Source organism: Ralstonia soli (genome assembly GCF_023955655.1).
Classification (GTDB): domain Bacteria; phylum Pseudomonadota; class Gammaproteobacteria; order Burkholderiales; family Burkholderiaceae; genus Ralstonia; species Ralstonia soli.
Window position 1 is genome coordinate 125,026 of sequence record NZ_JAMXHT010000002.1, and the last position, 20,296, is coordinate 145,321.

Below are 20,296 nucleotides of genomic sequence, written 5' to 3' on the forward strand. Positions count from 1 at the left end.
CTAAGCCGGAAACACCAGCCGGAACTCGGTCCGCCCGGTGTTCCCCTCGGGCGGGCTGCTGGCCTGCACCCACCCCCCGTGCAGGTCCATGATGGTCTTCACGATCGCCAGTCCCAGCCCCGTGGACTGGCTCGATTGCGCCCCGGATTGTGCTCGTGAGGGGTCGCCGCGGTAGAACCGCTCGAACAGCAGCGGCACACTGCCGGCCGGAATGCCCGGCCCTGGGTTGCGCACGGCAATGGCGATGCCTTGCGGCAGGCGTTCGATCACCACGTCGATGCGCTCGCCGGTGGGCGTGTGGCGCAGCGCGTTGTCGAGCAGGTTGTTGATTGCCCGGCGCAGCAGCGTGGCATCGGCGTGCAACTGCGCATCGCCGTGCACGTCGATGGTGATGTCGCGGTCGGCGGCCACGGCTTCGAAGTAATCGACCAGCACCTGCACCTCGTGCCGCGCATCGAGCGGCGCCACGGACAGCGCCACGCGTGCGTGATCGGCGCGGGCGAGGAACAGCATGTCTTCGATCATGTGCGACAGGCGCGCGTATTCCTCCAGGTTGGATTCGAGCACGCTGCGGTATTCCTCCACCGTGCGCGGGTGAGCGAGCGTGACTTCGGTCTGGCCGACGAGATTGGCCAGCGGCGTGCGGAAGTCGTGCGCCAGGTCGGCCGAGAACTGCGACAGCCGTGCAAAGCCGTCCTGCAAACGCGTGAGCATGGCGTTGAGCGAGGCCAGCAAGTCGGCCAGTTCACGTGGCGCACCTTGCAGCGTGAGGCGCGTGTCGAGCTGACTCGGCACCACGGCCGCCGCTTGTTTGCCGATGCGCTCCAGCCCCCGCAGCGTGCTACGCACCAGCAACAGGCTCAGCAGTGCCACCGCCGCCACACCACCGATCACGGCAAACACGATGTGGCGCTGATAGTTGGCCAGCAACGCCGCGCGGCTGTCGCCGTCCTGCGCGACCAGCACGATGACCTTTGCGCTGTTCTGCCCCAGCCATGCCTGCGCCGCCACCGCCCGCGACGCCATGCCCGTCATCGACATCCACGTGTGCACCGACGCTTCCGATGGCGGCGTCTCGGCCGGCACCACGGGCGGCATCGTTACCTGTTCACCTTCGGGGTTCACCTCCACCAGCGTGCGGCCTTCGGGCGTGGCAATGCGCAGGATCAGCCCGTCGTGGCCCGACACCACATCGGTATAGCGGTGTGCGGTGCGCGCGAGGTCATCGGCGCTGAGGGCCTCGCTGGCAAGGTGGCGCAGTTGCGCGATCTTGCCGAGCAGCATGGCGTCGTCATTTGCGCGCAGTTGCGCGTTGAGCGCGTAGTACAGATACGTGCCGGCGGCCGTGAGCGTGACGGATGCCACCACCACGAACGCCAGCACCAGCCGGCCAGCAAGCGATACGGGCCAGCGCATCAGCGTGCCCATCAGCGACCCACCGGATCCAGCACGTAGCCCATGCCGCGCAGCGTGTGGATCAGCTTGTGCTCGAACGGGTCGTCCACCTTGGCGCGCAGGCGGCGGATCGACACGTCGACCACGTTGGTGTTGCTGTCGAAGTTCACGTCCCACACCTGCGAGGCGATCAGCGATCGCGACAGCACCTCGCCCGCACGCCGCGCCAGCAGGTGCAGCAGCGCGTATTCCTTGGCAGTCAGGTCGATGCGCTGCCCTGCGCGCGTGACGCGGCGCTTGATGGTGTCGATGGTGAGGTCGGCAATTTCGAGGATCTCGTTCTCGCGCAGCGGACCGCGGCGCAGGATGGTGCGCACGCGCGCCACCAGCTCGGCAAACGCGAAGGGTTTGACGAGGTAGTCGTCCGCCCCCAGTTCCAGGCCTTTGAGCCGATCGTTCAGATCGTCGCGCGCGGTCAGGAACAGCACTGGGGTGCTCTTGCGGCGGCGCAGCTCCTGCAGCAGCTGCCAGCCGTCCATGCCGGGCAGCATGACGTCGAGCACGATCAGGTCGTAGTCGTGCTCCATGGCCTGGAAGAGGCCATCGGGGCCGGTGCGGGCGAGGTCGGCCACAAAGCCGGATTCCGTCAGGCCCTTGAGCAGGTAATCGCCCGCCTTGGGCTCGTCTTCAACAATGAGCAGTCGCATGATGAAAAGAGGCGGGGCGCTTATTGCTCCGCCGTGGCTGCGGTTGTTACCGATAGCGCCACGATATGCCAAAACCCCTGAACGGGGCGCAAAGATGACAAGTTTGTCATCTTCGGGTCATGCCCCCGTGGCGCACCCCTCCCTAGACTGGCCGCACTGACATCGCCGCTCCCGGTTTGCTGATGTCAGGCCTTTCAAAGGAGATGACCATGGCGATTCGATTCCAACGTGTGCTGCCCCTGGCCGCTTTGGCCGCAATGCTGGCCACCGGTACGGCAGTGGCGGGGCAAGACCACAATGGCGACTGCTGCGTCCCGCAAGTGAAGGCGATGGCAGGACCGCAGGCCAATGCCGGGCCTCGCGACCCGCACGCAGATGGCGCCAAGGCCGGCGGGCGTGACCCGTACGCCGACGGTGCCGCGCAAGCCGTGCTTGACGCCCGCGTCGGCCCGCGTGACCCCTACACGGACGGTGGCCTGGGTGACACCCGTGGTCCGCGTGAGCGCGATCCGTACACCGACGGCGCGATCGCGTAATGCGTCGTCTCCAGCCCGTTGGGGCAGCCCTCGCGTGCCTTCTGGTGGGCCCCTTGGCTGCCGCGGCGGCGGCTGACCCTGCCGCTCCGGCGGCGCTCTCCCTGCCCGGCGAGGCCGTCGCCGCGCCGTCCGTACGCGTGACGCTGCAGCAGGCCGTCGAGCGCGCCATCCAGACGCATCCCGCGTTGGCCGCCGCTGGTTACGAAGTGGCTGCAAGCGAAGGCGCGCTCGACCAGGCGCGCCGATTGCGCAATCCCGAAGCGGCCTTCACGAACGAAGGCGTGCGCCGCGACCGCGCCACGATGACGGCACAGCTGAACATTCCCTTGGAACTCGGCGGCAAGCGAAGTGCCCGCACACGCGCCGCCGAAATCACCCGCGACGCCACCGCGCAGGATGCCGCCGTGCTGCAGGCCGAACTGCGTGCCGATGTCACGCGAGCCTTCTTCGATCTGGTGATTGCGCAGGAGCGCCTGACGCTCGCGCAGGCATCGGATACGCTGGCCGCCCAGGCGAAATCCGCCGCCGCGCGCCGCGTGCAGGCGGGCAAGGTCTCGCCGGTGGAGCAGACCAAGGCCGGCGTCGCCCGTGCCGGCGCGGCGATCGAACTGCGCGATGCGCGCGCTGAACTGCAAGTCGCGCAGCGTGCGCTGGCGGCATTCTGGGGCGGCGCATCTGCCATGCCGGAAGCCGATGGCAGCGCCGAGACCCTGCCCACGGTGCCGCCTGAGGCGCGGCAGGGTGCGGGGTTGCTCGAGAACACGCCGCGCGCCCTCCGTGCCCGGCTGGAGATCGACCGCCGCCAGGCGCTCGCCAACGTCGAGCGCAGCAAGCGCGTGCCCGACGTCACGCTCACCGTGGGGGCCAAGCGCGACAGTGCTGCGAACAACAACATGGCGGTGCTCGGCATTGCCGTGCCGCTGCCTTTGTTTGACCGCAATCAGGGCAGCCAGCTCGAAGCGCTGCGCCTGGCCGACAAGGCGTTTGAAGACTACCGCGCCCTGCAACTCGAACAGAACGCCACGCTTGCGCAGGATGTCGCGCGGCTCGATGCCGCCCGCGCGGCGGTTCAGTCGCTGCGGCAAGACGTGCTGCCCGGCGCGCAGCGCGCTTATGACGCCGCCCGCATTGGCTTTGATGCCGGCAAGTTCAACTTCCTCGATGTGCTGGACGCCCAGCGCACGCTGTTCCAGGCGCGCGCGCAGTATCTGGCTGCGCTGTCGCGCGCGCACCAGGCAGCCGCGGGGATCGATCGCATTCTCGGCCGGTAGTGCGGCCTTTTTATTTCTGCTGACATGACACTTCCACCGCAACAACGGCGCGCCATCGCGCTCATCGTCGTGCTCGGCGCGCTGGCCGCTGCCGGGCTGTGGTTCGGCATGGGCGCGCGCCAGGTGGCGACCTCTGAAGCTGAAGCCGCGCCCGCCCCGGCCGCTGCAGAGCAGGCTGAGGCGCCCCACGCCGAAACACTCGCCATGACAGCTGACGCCATCGCCAACGCAAAGATCGGAGTGGAAACCGCAGGCGCTGCCGAGCTGCGCACGGAGGTCGTCCTGCCGGGTGAGATCAAGCTGAACGAAGACCGTACTGCGCACGTGGTGCCGCGCGTGGCAGGCGTAGCGGAAAAGGTGGCCGTGGAGCTGGGCCAGCGAGTTACGCGCGGGCAGTTGCTGGCTGTACTGTCGAGCCCAGCGCTGTCGGATCAGCGCAGCGCGCTGCAGGCCGCCCAGCAGCGCCTGGCGCTTGCGCAGGAAACGCACGCGCGCGAAAAACGCCTTTGGGAGCAGGGCATCGCCGCCGAGCAGGATTACCAGCAAGCCCGCACAGCGTTGCAGGAAGCGCGTATCGCCGCCAACAACGCACGCCAGAAGCTGACGGCCATCGGTGCGGCACCCGCCGGGTCGGCGTTGAACCGCTTCGAGCTGCGCGCGCCGTTCGATGGCGTGGTGGTGGCCAAGCACTTGTCGCAAGGGGAGGCCGTGCAGGCAGAGACCGCCGTGTTTACCGTGGCCGACCTGCGCACCGTGTGGGCAGATTTCTCCGTCACTGCCAAGGATCTCGAAGCCGTCACTGCCAACGCCGCCGCTACCGTGCGCGCCACGGCCACCGGCACTGCGGTGCAGGGCAAGGTCTCGTATGTCGGCGCGTTGCTGGGCGAGCAGACGCGCACCGCACCCGCGCGCGTGACGCTCGACAACCCCAAGCTGGCGTGGCGCCCTGGCATGTTCGTCAACGTGTCGGTGGAGTCGGGCCGCGCGCAGGTGCCCGTGGCCGTACGCGCCGATGCCGTGCAGACGGTCGACGACAGACCTTCCGTATTCGTACCCGTGCCGACCGGCTTTGAAGTCCGCCCCGTCAAGACCGGCCGCACCGACGGCACCTGGACGGAAATCCTCGAAGGCCTGCCCGCCGGCACACGCTACGCCGCCGCCAACAGCTATGTGCTGAAGGCCGAAGCCGGCAAGTCCGCCGACCACGGCCACTGACGGAGGCGCCATGTTCGAACGCCTCTTGCGTACCGTCATTGCCCAACGCTGGCTGGTGCTGTTGGCCGTGCTGGCGGCCGCTGCATTCGGCGCGTATAGCTACACGCGCCTGTCCATCGATGCGGTGCCCGACATCACCAATGTGCAGGTGCAGATCAACACGCCTGCGCCGGGCTACTCGCCGCTGGAGACCGAGCAGCGCATCACCTACGCACTGGAAACCGCGATGGCCGGGCTGCCCAGGCTTGAGCAGACGCGCTCGCTGTCGCGCTACGGCCTGTCGCAGGTGACGGTGATCTTCAAGGAAGGCACCGACATCTACTTCGCTCGTCAGTTGGTGAGCGAGCGCCTGCAGGCCGCCAAGGAGCAGTTGCCTGCGGGCATTTCGCCGAGCATGGGGCCGGTCTCCACCGGCCTGGGCGAAATCTATCTGTGGACGGTCGAAGCCGACGCCAATGCGCGCAAGCCCGACGGCACGGCATACACACCTGCCGACTTGCGCGAGCTGCAGGACTGGGTCATCCGCCCGCAGATCCGCAACGTGCCGGGCGTGACGGAGGTCAACACTATCGGCGGCTTTGCCAAGGAGTTCCTGGTTGCAACGAGCCCGGAACGCTTGGCGTCATACAAGCTCACGCTGGCCGATGTGGTGGCTGCGCTGGAGCGCAACAACGCCAACGTCGGCGCCGGTTACATCGAGCGCAAGGGCGAGCAATATCTCGTGCGCGCGCCCGGCCAGTTGCGCGACGCGGCCGACATCGGCAACGTTGTGCTCGCCAGCCCGAATGGCACACCGGTGCGCCTGCGCGACGTCGCCACCATCGAGAGCGGCAGCGAATTGCGCACGGGTGCAGCCACCAGCAATGGGCGCGAAGTCGTGCTCGGCACGGCGTTCCTGCTGCTGGGCGAGAACAGCAGCACGGTCTCGCAGGCGGTGGACAAGCGCGTGCAGGAGATTCGCAAGACGCTGCCCGCAGGGATTCGCGTGGAATCGGTGTACGACCGCACAGTGCTCGTCGACAAGGCCATCGCCACCGTCAAGAAGAATCTGCTGGAAGGCGCCATTCTGGTCATGGCGGTGCTGTTCCTTTTCCTCGGCAACCTGCGCGCGGCGGTGCTCACGGCACTGGTGATTCCGCTGTCGATGCTGATGACGTTCAGCGGCATGGTGTCGGCCAAGGTGAGCGCCAACCTGATGAGCCTGGGTGCGCTGGACTTCGGCATCATCGTCGACGGCGCCGTGGTGATCGTCGAGAACTGCGTGCGGCGTCTGGCCCACGCACAGGAGGCGCGCGGCCGGCCGCTCAGCCGTGCCGAGCGCTTTGAAGAGGTGTTCGAGGCCGCCCGCGAAGCGCGTCGCCCGTTGCTGTACGGCCAGCTCATCATCATGGTGGTGTACCTGCCGATCTTTGCGCTCTCGGGTGTGGAAGGGAAGATGTTCCACCCGATGGCGACCACCGTGGTGCTGGCGCTGGCCGCGGCCATGATCCTCTCCGTCACCTTCGTGCCCGCGGCCGTGGCGCTGTTTATTGGCGAACGTGTTGCGGAGAAGGAGAACCGCCTGATGGGCTGGGCGCGCCGCATGTACGCGCCGCTGCTGGAACGCGTGCTGGCTGCGCCCGCTGTGGTGCTCACGTTTGCAGCCGTGGCGGTGACGGTGTCGCTGGTGGCGGCCACTCGCCTGGGTGCCGAGTTCGTCCCCAACCTGAACGAGGGCGATTTCTCGATCCAGGCGATGCGCGTGCCGGGCACGGGCCTGGCGCAATCGCTGGAGATGCAGATGCAGATCGAGCGCACGCTCAAGGCGAAGTTTCCCGAGATCGAGCGCGTCTTCGCGCGCACCGGCACGGCCGAGGTGGCCACCGATGTGATGCCGCCGAGCATCTCTGACGGCTACATCATGCTCAAGCCTGAAAAAGACTGGCCTGCCGGCCCCGAAGGCAAGACTCGCAATCGCGACCAATTGCTCGCCGACATACGAACCGCCGTGGAAGCGCTGCCCGGCAACGCGTACGAGTTCTCGCAGCCGATCCAGCTGCGCTTCAATGAGCTGATCTCCGGCGTGCGCAGCGATGTGGCCGTCAAGCTCTTCGGTGACGACATGAGCGTGCTGGAAGCGCAGGCCAAAGTCATCGCTGCGCAGCTCGGCAAGCTGGCCGGCGCCGCCGAGGTGAAGATCGAACAGACCGGCGGCCTGCCGTTTCTCAACGTCGATATCGACCGCGACAAGGCCGCACGTTATGGCCTCTCCATCGGCGCGATTCAGGACACGGTGTCCGCCGCCATCGGTGGCAAGGATGCGGGCACGGTGTTCCAGGGCGATCGCCGCTTCGGCATCGTCGTGCGCCTGCCGGAGGCCGCACGGAGTGACCCGGCCGCACTGGGCCGCCTGCCGCTGGCATTGCCCAACGGCCAGGGCTACGTACCCCTGTCCGACGTGGCCACGCTCAATGAAGTGACCGGCCCCAACCAGGTCAGCCGCGAAGACGGCAAGCGCCGCATCGTCGTCAGTGCCAATGTGCGTGGGCGCGACATCGCTTCGTTCGTCGAGGAGGCGCAGGCCGTGCTCGATGCGCAGTTGCGTCTGCCCGCCGGCTACTGGATGACGTGGGGCGGGCAGTTCGAGCAATTGCAGTCGGCCACCCAACGCCTGCAGATTGTGGTGCCGCTGGCGCTGGCCATGGTGCTTACGCTGCTGTTCATGATGTTCGGCAACCTGAAGGACGGCCTGCTGGTGTTCTCGGGCATTCCGTTTGCACTGTCGGGCGGCATCCTGGCGCTCGCGTTGCGCGGCATTCCGCTGTCGATCTCGGCGGCGGTGGGCTTCATTGCGCTGTCGGGCGTGGCGGTGCTCAACGGGCTGGTGATGCTGAGCTTCATCCGCAGCCTGCGTGAGGAGGGTAAGTCGGTCGATGTTGCCGTGCGCGAGGGCGCGCTCACGCGCCTGCGCCCAGTGCTGATGACTGCTCTGGTGGCGTCGCTCGGCTTCGTGCCGATGGCGCTGGCCACAGGCACGGGTGCGGAGGTGCAGCGTCCGCTGGCCACGGTGGTGATCGGGGGAATCCTGTCGTCGACAGCGCTCACGCTGCTGGTGCTGCCGGTGCTGTATCGGCTGGCGTATCGACGCGATACCGGGCGGGAAGATGCCGCGGCGCGAGCGGATTCGGCTGTGTCTTCCGCTGCGCCGTAGGGAAGGGGCTTACTGGTCGGTCTGCAGTGCGGCGATGATCTTCTCGGCGTGGGCCTTCAGCTTGTCCGTATCGGCCTGCACGCGTGCGTGCGGCTGCAACGGGGTATCGCTGTAGCGCGGCAGCACGTGGAAGTGCACGTGCGGTACGGTCTGGCCGGCGGCCGCACCGTTGAGCTGGAAGACCGCGATGCCCGGCGGCGTGAACGCGGCGCGCACGGCGCGGGCCAGCTTGCGCGTGGTGCGGATGGCGGCCGACGCGGCCTCGTCCGACAGGTCAAACAACTCCGCCGCGCCTTCCTTGGGCAATACAAGCACGTGGCCGTCGGCCTGCGGCATGATGTCCATGAAAGCGATGGTGTGGTCGTCTTCGTACACCTTGATGCAGGGCAGCTCGCCGCGCAGGATCTTGGCGAAGATGTTCTGGTTGTCGTATGTCGCGGGGGATGTTGCTTCGGGCATGGATGTCTCCGGCAAACAGGAAAAAGGCAGCGGGCAGTATATATGTGACAGGCGGTGCGCCGTGTGCCGTGGGCTTGGCGCAGGTCAAACCGGGCCGTCGTTCACTGACAGGGGCGCCGCCACATGTTCGAGTGGCTTACGCTCCGCCGCCGTGCCCCAGCAGGCTTGCACGGCGGCCGCCAGCAGCATCAGCACGGCACCGAATGCGTAGCCGCCGAACACCGCGCCGCGCGAGTGCGTATCGATCAGCCAGCCGAACAGCGCCGGCCCCGCCACACCGCCCAGGCCCGTGCCCACGGCGTAGAACAGCGCAATGGCCAGTGCGCGCACTTCCAGCGGAAAGGTTTCGCTCACCGTCAGATACGCCGAGCTGGCGGCCGCCGACGCAAAGAAGAACACCACCGTCCAAGCAATCGTCTGCGTGGTGCCGTCCAGCACGCCGGCCTTGAACAGCGCGCCGCTCGCGAGCAGCAGCACGCCACTGATCGCATACGTGGCGGCAATCATCGTGCGCCGGCCGATCACGTCGAATAGGCGCCCAAGCAAGAGCGGCCCGAGGAAGTTGCCCAATGCGAATGGCAAGAGATACGTGCCGACCTTCGTGGCGGGCACGTCGTAGAAATCGGTCAGCACCAGCGCGTAGGTGAAGAAGATCGCGTTGTAGAAGAACGCCTGCGCGACCATCAACACGAGGCCCACCAGCGCGCGACGACGGTGCTGTACGAACAGCACGCGCGCCACCTCCAGCAAGCGCGGGTGGCCACGGCTGCGCAGGCGCAGCGCGGGCAGCGGGGCGGTATCGAAGCAGTGGCCGCGTGCGGTGATCTCGCTTTCGATGTCGCACACGATGGCCTGCGCTTCCTCATGCCGGCCGCGCGTGATGAGCCAGCGTGGGCTCTCCGGAATCCAGAAACGCATCACCAGGATGACGAGCCCCAACGCCGCGCCGATGAAGAAGCACAGCCGCCAGCCGGTATCCACGCTCATGTGCGCCGGGTCCAGCAGCCATAGCGATGCGCCGGCCCCCAGCGCTGCGCCCACCCAGAACGTGCCGTTGATGGCGAGGTCCGTCCAGCCGCGCACGCGGGCTGGCGTCAACTCCTGGATGGTCGAATTGATGGCCGCGTATTCCCCGCCGATGCCCGCGCCGGTGAGTGCGCGGAAGACAACGAGGCTGGCGAAATTCCACGAGAACGCCGTCGCCAGCGTGGCCGAGATGTACACGCCGAGCGTAATGAAGAACAGCTTGCGCCGGCCCAGCCGGTCTGTCATCCAACCGAACAGCAGCGCGCCGAGCACCGCACCAACCAGATACGCGCTGCTGGCAATGCCGACCTGGGCATTGGTGAGCTGCAGCACGGGGCTCTGCTTGAGCGCACCGGCCACGGCGCCGGCCAGCGTCACCTCCAGTCCGTCGAGCAGCCACGTGATGCCCAGCGCAATGACCACGCGCGTGTGGAAGCGGCTCCAGGGCAGGCGATCGAGCCGGCTCGGCAGATCAGACGTATGGAAGGTTGCCGATTCGGGCATCGTGGCGCACTTGGGTTCGAATGCGCACGATGCAGCACGATTTATTCCTGCGCGGCGCTAGCCCTCGGTCGGCGCGCCTGCGAGCAGCGTGTCTTCAAAGAAGCGGCGGCGTGCGTCCTTGTCGGGCTTGCTGCCCTGGTGCCAGAGCGTGGCTTCGGAGAGCTGGTAGGCGTAGAGCATGAAGGCGCGCATCTTGGCGTCCTTGCGCGCAAAGCCGATCGCCTGGAAGTGCTGGACGTAGTAGTCCATGCGGTGCTCGTCCACGGTTTCAACGGCCTCTTGCGCCATCGGGTCGCGCCGCGCCCAGGCGCGGATGGCAAACTCGATCATGGCCGTGCGGCGTGCACTGCGGCCGCGAAAGGGCAGCGCGAGCAGATCGCGCACCAGGCCCTGCACCGATGGGTTCTGCCGCTCGAGCTTGGGGCCGATGCGCGTGCGTTCGCTCCAGTCCTGCAGCACCTGGTGCAGCAGGTCGTCGCGGTTCTTGAAGTGCCAGTAGAAGCTGCCGCGCGTCACGTCCAGTTGCTTGGCGAGCACATCCACGCGCACGGCGTCGATGCTCTTGGTGACGAGCAGATCGGTGGCTGCGCGCACCCAGTCGTCGGGCGTGAGCTGCGTGCGCGGCGTGGCGGTGGAGGGGGCGGAGGTGGATTCGGCGTCGACGGGTGCGTCGTGTTCGTCGATCAGCGGGGACGGCATGCGCACCTCGGGCGGCGTAGACATGAAGGCGGATTCTAGCGCTGAGGGCATGCTGAGCACCTCAGGTTTTCTCCGGTTGACATGTCAATCAACGCGCTCCTACCATGCACATACGTTTGTGTATGGAAGGATCGAGCTACCGTAAGCCTCGGTTTGCGGTTCGGTGCCAACAGGCCCCGGCAAGAACCATGCTCGACGATGCCTTCTGCACGGCGTCCGACGATAAGACATAAGACATCAGGAGACATTTGCATGAAGGCATTCCGACTCGCACTGTGCGCGGCGGCCATCACAGGCGCATTCTGCGCGAGCACTGTTCACGCCGAGACCGTCAAGATCGCATGGATCGATCCGCTGTCCGGGCTGATGGGCGCGCTGGGCCAGAACCAGCTTCGCAGCTGGCAATACGCCGCCGACCTGGCCAACCAGCAGAACTGGAGCGGCAACGGCACCAAGTTCGAAGTCGTCGGGTTTGACAACAAGGTCTCGCCGCAAGAGAGCCTGACGATCCTCAAGCAGATCACCGACCAGGGCATCCGCTATGTCGCGCAGGGCGATGGTTCCAGCGTGGGCATGGCGCTGCAGGACGCCATCGCCAAGTACAACGACCGCAACCCGGGCAAGGAGATCATCTATCTCAACTACGCGGCGGTTGATCCGGACATGACCAACAGCAAGTGCAACTACTGGCACTTCCGCCTGGACGCCAACTCCGACATGAAGATGGAGGCCCTGACCAGCTACCTGGCCAAGGACACCAACATCAAGAAGGTCTATCTGCTGAACCAGAACTACTCGTTCGGCCACCAGGTGGCACGCGCGGCCAAGGACTACCTCAAGCGCAAGCGCCCGGACATCCAGGTGGTGGGTGAAGACCTGCACCCGCTGGCGCAGGTGAAGGATTTCTCGCCGTATGTGGCGAAGATCCGCGCGTCGGGCGCCGACACCGTCATCACCGGCAACTGGGGGAGCGACCTGGCGCTGCTGGTCCGCGCTGCCAAGGATGCGGGCCTGAACACCAACTTCTACACGTACTACGCCGGCACCACCGGCGTGCCGACGGCGATGGGCGCCTCGGGTGCGGACCGCGTGAAGGTCATCAGCTACTTCGCGCCGAACGATGGCAACCCCAAGACGAATGCTGTGCTCGACGGCTTCAAGAAGAAGTACAACGACGACTTCTTCAACGCCGATGTCTACACCGGCATCGCCTTCCTGGCCAAGGCTGTGAAGACGGCGGGCTCGGCGGAACCGGCCAAGGTGGCCAAGGTAATGGAGGGGATGACGGTCGATAGCCTGAACGGCCCGGTCGAGATGCGCAAGACCGATCACCAGGCCCAGCAGACGCTGTACGTGACAACATGGGTCAAGGCCGACGGCAAGAAGATCAAGTACGACCAGGAAAACACCGGCTACGGCTGGCGTACCGACGTCACGCTCGAGCCGCACCTTGGCGCCCAGCCGACGTCGTGCCAGATGAAGCGCCCGACGTCGTGATCGCTTAGTGGACCTTAGTGGACCCGTTCCCGGCCTGAGCGCGTGCTTAGACTGGGGACACCACCCCTGTGCCCGCCAGGTGCCCGCGGGCGTTCTCCAGAAAGCGGTCCACCGTGGCCTGCACCGATTCCGGCGACCAGCCGGCAATGTGCGGCGTCAGCACGACCTGCTCTAGGTCCAACAGCCCGGCCGGCGGCTTGGGTTCGCTCTCATACACATCTAGCCCCGCGCCGCCGAGCTTGCCTGCACGGATGGCCGTTTCCAGCGCTGCCGTATCCACCACGCTGCCGCGCGCGATGTTCACGACATAACCGTTCGGGCCCAGCGCTTCCAGGATCGTCTGGTTGACGAGGTGCTTCGTCTGCGCGCCGCCCGGCGTGGCGACGATCAGGAAATCCGCCCACTCGGCCATGTCTTGGAGCGTGTCGAAGTAGCGATAGCTCACCTCCTCGCGCGGCTTGCGGTTGTGATAGCCGATCTGCATGTCGAAGCCCGCGGCGCGGCGTGCGATCTGCAGGCCGATGGTGCCCAGGCCAACAATGCCCAGACGCTTGCCGTTCACACCGGGCTGCAGCGGAATGTCGTCACGCCAGACGCCGTTACGCGTGGCGCGGTCCAGCTTGGGAATGCCGCGCGCCGCGGCCAGCAACAGGCCGAAGGCGTGGTCGGCCACGCAGGCGTCGTTGGTGCCGGCGCCGTTGGCCACCGCCACGCCGCGCGCGCGGGCGGCTTCCACGTCGATGTTTTCATAGCCGGCCCCCAGCGCGCAGGCGAGCTCCAGTTTGGGCAGGGCCGCGATCTCTTCGGCAGTCAGGCCGGTGGCACCATTTGTGAGCACGATGCGCACGTCGTCTCCGTGGCGGGTGATGGCGGCATCGCGCTCGGCGCGGGTCGGGGCGTGGATGACGTGGAAGTGTTGCGCGATCTGGGCCACGTTGTCGGGCGTCATCGCGATGAGGATCAGCAGTGTCGGTTGCATGGTGAGGAGGAGCGGGTGGCCGCGTCTTGTCAGCAGAGGTGCTTCGCACAGCGCCCGGCGATGATAGCGCGCGAGATCGGCGCATTGATGGTGGCCCTGGCCGGTGTGCGGTTACACCCCGTTACCGATGAGCAGATTTGGTTGCACGGGCCGATCGCGGCGGGGCATAGACTTTGCGGCAAGAGGCGCATGGCCGCAGGCTGCGGGACTGAACTCCGGTCCGGCCCAGACGCCTCGTTCACAAGACGGGATTCATCATGCAAGCAACGAACAGGTCAGGCCGCGCAGAGCGCGCAGCGCGGTGGGCGTCTTTGGCGGCATTGGCTGCCGTGGCAGCGGGGCTGACGGGCTGCGTGACCGCGCCGCCGTACACCGGCTACGGCGCAGGCTATGGTGCGGGCTACGCCGCAGCCAGCAGTACCTACAGCAACAGCGTCGGCCCCACGACGTACAGCAGCGGGTATGACACCACCTACAGCAACGGCTACGGCAGCTACGACCCGAACGCGCAGCAACCGTATCCGCAACAGCCCTATCCGCAACAGCCGGTGCCGGCATATTCGCAGCCGCAGCCGGCCTACTCGCAGCCCAACTATTCGCCGTACCCGAATAGTGGCGACCAGGCCTATCAGGCGCCGGCCGACAACCGCTACGGCGTGGTTGAATATGTCGAGGCCGTGCCCGTGCGCGGCCAACCGAGCGGCGTCGGCGCCGTGCTCGGCGGCGTAGTGGGCGGCTTGCTGGGCCATCAGGTGGGCGGCGGGCGTGGCAACACCGTGGCTACCATCGGCGGCGCGGTGGCGGGTGCCATGGCAGGCAATGCAGTGGAAGGCAACAACGTGGTCGGCCAGACCTATCGCGTGACGATGCGCCTGAACGACAACTCCCGCGTCACACTCACGCAGAACAACCCGAACGGCCTGCGCGCGGGCGACCGTGCGCGCATTGAGAACAACATGGCAGTGCCGTACTAGCCACATCCCGGCATGGGGGCTGCCCGCGCGCTTCAGAAAGCGCGCGGGCCAACCGATAAAGAGGTAGCGATACAACCCGCTGCCCATTCCCATGCTGAATCGACTTTCCATCCGTTTCCGACTCAACGCAGCCCTGGCGCTGCTTGCCGTACTGCTGGCCGCTACCGGCACCATCGGCGTGATCGGGATGCGCGCGTCCGACGCAAACATCAACGACATCTATACGAATCAGCTCGCCTCCACCTCGCTGGTGGGCAAGTCGCAGCTGAACGCGGCCATCGTGCGTACCACGCTCGACCGCGCTGTCTTCCACCCGGATGCGGCTGACGTGCCGGCCATCCTCGACAAGGCCAATGGCTACCGCGCCAAGTCCGACGATGCCTGGAAGCAATACAAGACGCTACCCATGAGCGCCGAGGAAGCCCGCCTGGCGGCAGACATGGAGACCAAGCGCACCGCGCTGTTCCGCGACGGCATCGAGCCGTTGATGAACGCGTTGCGCGCCCGCGATGCCGCCGCCGCTGACAAGGTGGTGATGAACACGATTCCGCCGCTGTCGGTGGCGCTGTCCGCCGCTGCGGATGCACTGGACCGCAACCAGGTCGAACAGGCCAAAGCTGCGTACCAAGGTGCGGTGGCGCGTTCTCACGCATTCCTCATGCTGATCATCGGCGCCATCGTGGTGGGCATTGGCGCGGCGCTGGGCTGCGCCTTTGGCCTGCACCGCGCGATCTCGGTGCCGCTGTCCAACATGCTGGGCTACTTCAGCGCGATCTCGAACGGCAACCTGACCGAGCGCATCACTGTCACCAGCCAGGACGAAATGGGCGCGCTGACCCGCGGCCTCATCGACATGCAACGTGGCCTGATCCGCACCATCGAGACGATGCGCGGCGGCAGCGAATCCATCGCCAGCGCCACCAAGCAGATTGCGGCCGGCAACATGGACCTGTCGCAACGCACGGAAGAGCAGGCCTCGTCGCTCGAAGAAACCGCGTCGAGCATGGAAGAGCTCACCAGCATCGTGAAACAGAACGCCGACAACGCGCGTCAGGCCAGCCAGTTAGCCGGCAGCGCATCCGACATTGCGGTCAAGGGCGGCGAGGTCGTGGGCCGCGTCATCGAGACCATGTCGGGCATCAACGACAGCAGCAAGAAGATTGCCGACATCATCGGCGTGATTGAGGGCATTGCATTCCAGACCAACATCCTTGCGCTGAACGCGGCGGTAGAGGCCGCACGCGCCGGCGAGCAGGGCCGTGGTTTTGCCGTGGTGGCGGGGGAAGTGCGCAGCCTGGCACAGCGCTCAGCCACGGCGGCCAAGGAGATCAAGGCGCTCATCAGCGATTCCGTGGGCCGTGTCGAAAACGGTTCGACGCTGGTGACCGAAGCCGGCGCGGTGATCGACGAAGTGGTGGTGGCCGTCAAGCGCGTGACCGACATCATGGGCGAGATCAGCGCGGCGTCGGAAGAGCAGAGCAGCGGTATTGAGCAGGTCAACCAAGCCGTCACGCAGATGGACGAAGTGACGCAGCAAAACGCGGCGCTGGTCGAACAAGCTGCGGCCGCTGCGCAATCGCTCGAAGAGCAAGCCGGCGTGCTGCGCGAGGCGGTGGCATCGTTCCGCCTGCCGCCGGCAGGGTCACATGCCGAGCCAGTGCCGGCTGCGGCAGCGACGGCGCAGAAGGCAGCGCCTGCTGTTCCGAGCCCGGTGGCCAAGCCTGCAGCGCGCAAGCCGACAGTCGCAACGGCGCGCGTGGCGCGCAAGCCCATTGCCGCGCCGGTCAAACCGGCCGCACCGAGCGTGGCGCCTGTCGCGGCAGCTGAGCCCAAGCCCGGCAAGCTTGCCCTGGCTGCGGCCACTAACGATGCGGACGACTGGGAACAGTTCTGACGCCCAGGCATGCACATTCCCGCTGACAAGCCGCGCCTCGTGCGCGGCTTTGTGTTTCTGCGGGCCATCGGCTGCCTCCATGCATTGATTGGCGGATTGGAAACGGCCGCCGGCCGGTGCTACGCTCCCGCTTGCCGAGCCTCCGGCTATCGATGCCATGCCAACGGATCATGAGTCGCTGGGAACTGATTAGCTTCTTTGGGGAATCCGCCTTTCTGCTGCCCTGCGCTGCATTTCTGTACGCGTGGCTGCGCTGGCGTGGCGCGGCTGAGAGCGCACGCCACTGGCTGCTGGCGTTTTCCGTGACAGCCCTCGCCGTACTGGCTTCCAAGCTGGCGTTCATGGGCTGGGGCATTGGCAGCGAAGCGTTCGATTTCACGGGAGTCTCGGGTCACGCGATGATGGCGTCGTCGATCTTGCCTGTGCTCGGCTATCTTGCGGTGCCATCGCGGTATCCCAGGTTGGGCCTGTTGGCGGCTGCAGCGGGCATGTTGCTGGCGCTGGCCGTGGGGGTGTCACGGCTTGCGCTGCATGCGCATTCGGTATCGGAAGTCGTAAGCGGCTTGGCGCTGGGGCTCTGTGTCAGCATGCCGTTCATCATGCGCCGCGCGATGCCCCGTGGGCCCAAGGCCATGCTGATTGCCTCGGCGGTACTGGCCATGCTGATGGCTTTGCCCGTCGGTGGTGTGGCTGGGGCCACCCATGGTTGGGTCCAGGACCTTGCCACCTTTCTCTCCGGCCGCGATCGCCTTTACCAGCGCGGCGAATGGACGTTCGTGCCCGGTTGCAGGACATGCACGGCCGGTGCGGCGACACGTTCGGCATGTGCGGCGCGCCTCTGCCACAGCTGATCGGCGCGTTGCCTTAGTCCCACGGGGCGCTTTGTGCGCCCGCCCACAGACGCCCCGCGACAGCTGCGCAACCATGACTGCGATAAGGTTCCCGCAAGGGCTTTGGGGCGGTCATGGCATCGAACTGGAACGTTGCCGCTGAGCGGCGCACGGCGCTTCATTACCTCTACAGACTCGGCGATGCGCTGCTGATCGGCGCGGCCGGCGTGGCCGTGGGTGCGCTCCATTTTCCCGGCGGGATTCGCGAAGAAGCGCCGGTGCACGGCTTCTTGACCATGCTGTGCGCGTTGGGCGCGCTGGTGGTGTTTCCCGCATTCGGCATCTACGACTCGTGGCGCGGGCGCAGTCGTGCGGTACTGATCCTGCGCATCTGGGCCGCATGGACCACGGTCTTCATCACCGGCCTGCTGGGCACGTTTCTGATTCACCAGATCGCCATCGTCTCGCGTGTCTGGTCGATGGGCTGGTTTGTCAGCGCCGCACTGGCTTTGGCTGCGGCGCGCGTCGTCATGTTCCGCATGCTGGCCAATGTGCGCGAGCAGGGCATCAACGCCAAGCGCGTATTGATTTTCGGCTACGGGCCGCTGGGCCGCGAGATGTACCTGCGCGTGCACCGGTTCCGCGGCACCGGTTACCGCGTGGTGGGCATCTACGATGAGACGTCGGCCACCATTCCGTCCGATGTCGTGCCGCTGCGCACGATGGAGGAAGTCACTGTGTTCGTGCACAACCAGGGTGTGCGCGAAATCTGGCTGACGCTCCCGATGGCAGCGTGCCGCGACCTGTCCAGCGTCGTGCGCCAGTTTCGCAATGAGCTGATCGACATCCGCTGGGTGCCCGACGTGTCCTCGGTCGAGCTGCTCGGTCATCGCTTCAGCGAATTCATGGGTTTGCCGGTTATCGACCTGAATGCCCCGCCCGTATCGGGCATCACGGGGCTGCTCAAGGCCAGCTTTGACCGCGTGTTCTCATGCGCGGTGCTGATCGGCCTGAGCCCGCTGCTGTTGACGATCGCCTTGCTGGTGAAATGGACGTCGCCGGGCCCGGTGCTGTTCCGGCAGCAGCGGCTGGGGATCGATGGGCAGCCGTTCGACGTGCTCAAGTTCCGCACCATGCGTGTGCACCAGGAGGACGGCGTGCTTCAGGCCGTGCCTGGCGATACGCGCGTGACACGCGTCGGTGCGTTCCTGCGCCGTACCAGCCTGGATGAACTGCCGCAGTTCATCAATGTGCTGCGCGGCGAGATGTCGGTGGTCGGCCCACGTCCGCACGCGATGGAACACAACGCGATCTACAAGGAGCTGATCGACCGCTACATGCTGCGTCATCGCGTCAAGCCGGGCATCACGGGCTGGGCACAGATCAACGGCTTGCGCGGCCAGACAGACACGGTCGAGAAGATGCGCAAGCGCATCCAGTTCGACATCTATTACATCCAGCACTGGTCATTCGTGCTCGACCTTCGGATCATTTTGCGCACGGCGCTGCACGGCTGGACTGGCGCCTCCGCCTACTGAAGCACAGGCGTCATCACGCGCATCGGCCCATGGATGGGTGCGCGGTTTGGTGGGATATCGCACCGAGCGGACCACCAAAAACCCATTGCAATGGAGCCCGTCAACGCAAACGGAGATCACACATGAAAGAGACCATCCGCAACATCCTGGGGGAAGTGGCCCGGCTTGACGTGCCACTGGCCTCCCTGGCGGACAATGACGATCTCTATGCGGCGGGGCTGTCGTCGCTGGCGACCGTGCACGTGATGCTCGCGCTGGAAAATGCCTTCGATATCGAGATCCCTGATCAGATGCTGACGCGCCAGCTGTTCCGCAGCGTTGACTCACTGGCGGCGGCTGTCCAAACCATTCGCGAACGGCAGGAGGCAGCATGAACTCCGGAGCGAAGGTCACGCTGGCGCATGCGAATTCCGATACCGGCACCGCCATGGCCGGTGATGCATTGCTGGCCGCCGCGCGCGAAGCGGCAACGGTGGCGCAGCGCTTTGCCGATGCGGTCGACCAGGAAGCACGGTTCCCGCACGAGGCGTTCGAGGTGCTGCGCGAGCGCGGTTTGCTCGGTGCGATGGTGCCAGCCGTACTCGGTGGCAGCGGCGCAACGCTGGCGACGGTCGCGTCGATCTGCAAGGTGCTGGGCGAGTCGTGCGCTTCCACGGCCATGATCTACGCGATGCACCAGATCCAGGTGGCGTGCATGCTCGACCATGGCGCCGGAAGCCCGTGGCACCAGCAGATGCTCGCCCGGCTTGCCAGCGAGCAGCTGCTGCTGGCGTCCGCGACGTCCGAGGAGGCAATTGGCGGCGCGCTGCGCAGCAGCGGTTGCGCAGTCAACGTGGAGGGTGATCGCTTCCATGTGCTGAAGATGGCGCCCACGATCTCCTACGGCGCCCATGCCGACGCCATCATGATCACCGCGCGCCGGCATGCGGATGCGTCGCCCTCCGATCAGGTCCTGGTTTGCGCGCTGAAGGCCGACTACACGCTGCAGAATCCCACGGCGTGGGACACGCTCGGCATGCGCGGCACCTGCAGCAACGGCTTCCGGCTGGAGGCCACGGGGCAGGTGGATCAAGTGCTGCCGGTACCGTTTGGCGAAATTGCGGATGCCACCATGACGCCGGTCTCGCACATCCTGTGGAGCTCGCTGTGGCTTGGCATCGCTAGCGATGCGGTATCGCGTGCCAAGACGTTCTTCCAGGGCCAGGCGCGTGCGCGCCCTGGGCAGTTGCCGCCTTCTGCGCCGCGTGTGGCGGAGGCGGTGAGCATGCTGCAAATGATGGAAGGGCGTCTCGACCTGGCGTTGGCGCACCAGCGCAGCCGCCATGCGGGCGCTTCGGTGTCGGCCGCGTTTGCCCTGGCCGCCGAGATGAACGGCTTGAAGACCGCCATGTCGACGATGGCGCTTGAGGCCGTGCAGCAGGCACTGCTGGTGTGCGGGATGGCCGGCTACAAGCAGGGCACGCCGTTCAGCCTTGGCCGCCACCTGCGGGATCTGTGGTCGGCGCCGCTGATGATCAACAACGATCGCATCCAGACCAACACAGCCAACCTGCTGCTGGCCGATCGCTCCTGAAGGAGGCAT

The 20,296-nt window shown here is 66.4% G+C and carries 17 protein-coding genes; 11 read left to right on the top strand and 6 right to left on the bottom strand.

The features are described 5' to 3' along the window. Together NG900_RS04465 and NG900_RS04470 are read right to left on the bottom strand one after the other, a co-directional pair. Positions 1-1,419 (bottom strand): heavy metal sensor histidine kinase, encoded by a 1,419-nt coding sequence (locus tag NG900_RS04465; protein ID WP_252678419.1) that lies wholly within the window; start codon positions 1,417-1,419, stop codon positions 1-3. 8 nt (positions 1,420-1,427) lie between these two features. Further along, positions 1,428-2,102 (bottom strand): heavy metal response regulator transcription factor, encoded by a 675-nt coding sequence (locus NG900_RS04470; RefSeq protein WP_252677166.1) that lies wholly within the window; start codon positions 2,100-2,102, stop codon positions 1,428-1,430. Between the two features lie 209 nt (positions 2,103-2,311). Here NG900_RS04470 and NG900_RS04475 point away from each other — a divergent pair, with 209 nt between their 5' ends. From NG900_RS04475 to NG900_RS04490, 4 genes are read left to right on the top strand one after another with little or no spacing between them, the layout of a single operon-like run. After that, on the top strand, positions 2,312-2,638 hold the full coding sequence (locus NG900_RS04475; protein WP_252677168.1) for a hypothetical protein: 327 nt from the start codon (positions 2,312-2,314) through the stop codon (positions 2,636-2,638). Beyond that, positions 2,638-3,909 (top strand): TolC family protein, encoded by a 1,272-nt coding sequence (locus tag NG900_RS04480; RefSeq protein ID WP_252677170.1) that lies wholly within the window; start codon positions 2,638-2,640, stop codon positions 3,907-3,909. The genes NG900_RS04475 and NG900_RS04480 overlap by 1 nt, the downstream gene beginning before the upstream one ends. 24 nt (positions 3,910-3,933) lie before the next feature. After that, the gene (locus tag NG900_RS04485) at positions 3,934-5,124 is read left to right on the top strand and encodes an efflux RND transporter periplasmic adaptor subunit (protein WP_252677172.1); all 1,191 of its coding nucleotides are present in this window, start codon (positions 3,934-3,936) and stop codon (positions 5,122-5,124) included. A gap of 10 nt (positions 5,125-5,134) precedes the next feature. Continuing rightward, positions 5,135-8,314, top strand: coding sequence for an efflux RND transporter permease subunit (locus NG900_RS04490; RefSeq protein ID WP_252677174.1), 3,180 nt, complete (start codon positions 5,135-5,137; stop codon positions 8,312-8,314). 9 nt (positions 8,315-8,323) lie between these two features. Here the strand turns inward: NG900_RS04490 and NG900_RS04495 are convergent, their stop codons facing one another. The 3 genes from NG900_RS04495 to NG900_RS04505 form a co-directional block, all read right to left on the bottom strand. Then, entirely contained in the window at positions 8,324-8,773 is a 450-nt protein-coding gene (locus NG900_RS04495) for an HIT family protein (protein ID WP_252677176.1), read from the bottom strand. Between the two features lie 84 nt (positions 8,774-8,857). Continuing rightward, a complete protein-coding gene (locus tag NG900_RS04500; protein ID WP_252677178.1) occupies positions 8,858-10,303 on the bottom strand; it encodes an MFS transporter in 1,446 nt (481 codons plus the stop codon). Between the two features lie 57 nt (positions 10,304-10,360). Then, entirely contained in the window at positions 10,361-11,002 is a 642-nt protein-coding gene (locus tag NG900_RS04505; RefSeq protein ID WP_315862366.1) for a TetR/AcrR family transcriptional regulator, read from the bottom strand. A gap of 252 nt (positions 11,003-11,254) precedes the next feature. Between NG900_RS04505 and NG900_RS04510 the strand changes: the two genes are divergently transcribed. After that, the gene (locus NG900_RS04510) at positions 11,255-12,499 is read left to right on the top strand and encodes a branched-chain amino acid ABC transporter substrate-binding protein (RefSeq protein ID WP_252677182.1); all 1,245 of its coding nucleotides are present in this window, start codon (positions 11,255-11,257) and stop codon (positions 12,497-12,499) included. A gap of 46 nt (positions 12,500-12,545) precedes the next feature. On the opposite strand, the gene NG900_RS04515 is transcribed toward NG900_RS04510, so the two are convergent. Next, entirely contained in the window at positions 12,546-13,478 is a 933-nt protein-coding gene (locus tag NG900_RS04515) for a 2-hydroxyacid dehydrogenase (protein ID WP_252677185.1), read from the bottom strand. Between the two features lie 257 nt (positions 13,479-13,735). On the opposite strand from NG900_RS04515, the gene NG900_RS04520 reads away from it, so the two are divergent. The 6 genes from NG900_RS04520 to NG900_RS04545 all read left to right on the top strand — a co-directional run bounded on the left by NG900_RS04520 (position 13,736) and on the right by NG900_RS04545 (position 20,287). Beyond that, positions 13,736-14,452, top strand: coding sequence for a glycine zipper 2TM domain-containing protein (locus NG900_RS04520; protein ID WP_252677187.1), 717 nt, complete (start codon positions 13,736-13,738; stop codon positions 14,450-14,452). A gap of 91 nt (positions 14,453-14,543) precedes the next feature. Beyond that, a complete protein-coding gene (locus NG900_RS04525) occupies positions 14,544-16,346 on the top strand; it encodes a methyl-accepting chemotaxis protein (RefSeq protein WP_252677189.1) in 1,803 nt (600 codons plus the stop codon). 170 nt (positions 16,347-16,516) lie between these two features. Beyond that, the gene (locus tag NG900_RS04530) at positions 16,517-17,197 is read left to right on the top strand and encodes a phosphatase PAP2 family protein (protein WP_252677191.1); all 681 of its coding nucleotides are present in this window, start codon (positions 16,517-16,519) and stop codon (positions 17,195-17,197) included. Between the two features lie 113 nt (positions 17,198-17,310). After that, complete coding sequence (locus NG900_RS04535) at positions 17,311-18,714, top strand: undecaprenyl-phosphate glucose phosphotransferase (RefSeq protein ID WP_252677192.1); 1,404 nt, start codon at positions 17,311-17,313, stop codon at positions 18,712-18,714. Positions 18,715-18,836: 122 nt separating this feature from the next. Next, positions 18,837-19,088: an acyl carrier protein gene (locus NG900_RS04540; RefSeq protein ID WP_252677194.1), complete on the top strand. Its 252-nt coding sequence runs from the start codon at positions 18,837-18,839 to the stop codon at positions 19,086-19,088. After that, positions 19,085-20,287, top strand: a complete 1,203-nt coding sequence (locus NG900_RS04545; protein ID WP_252677196.1) for an acyl-CoA dehydrogenase family protein — start codon at positions 19,085-19,087, stop codon at positions 20,285-20,287. Before NG900_RS04540 ends, NG900_RS04545 begins: the two co-directional genes overlap by 4 nt. The last annotated feature ends 9 nt before the right edge of the window (positions 20,288-20,296 follow it).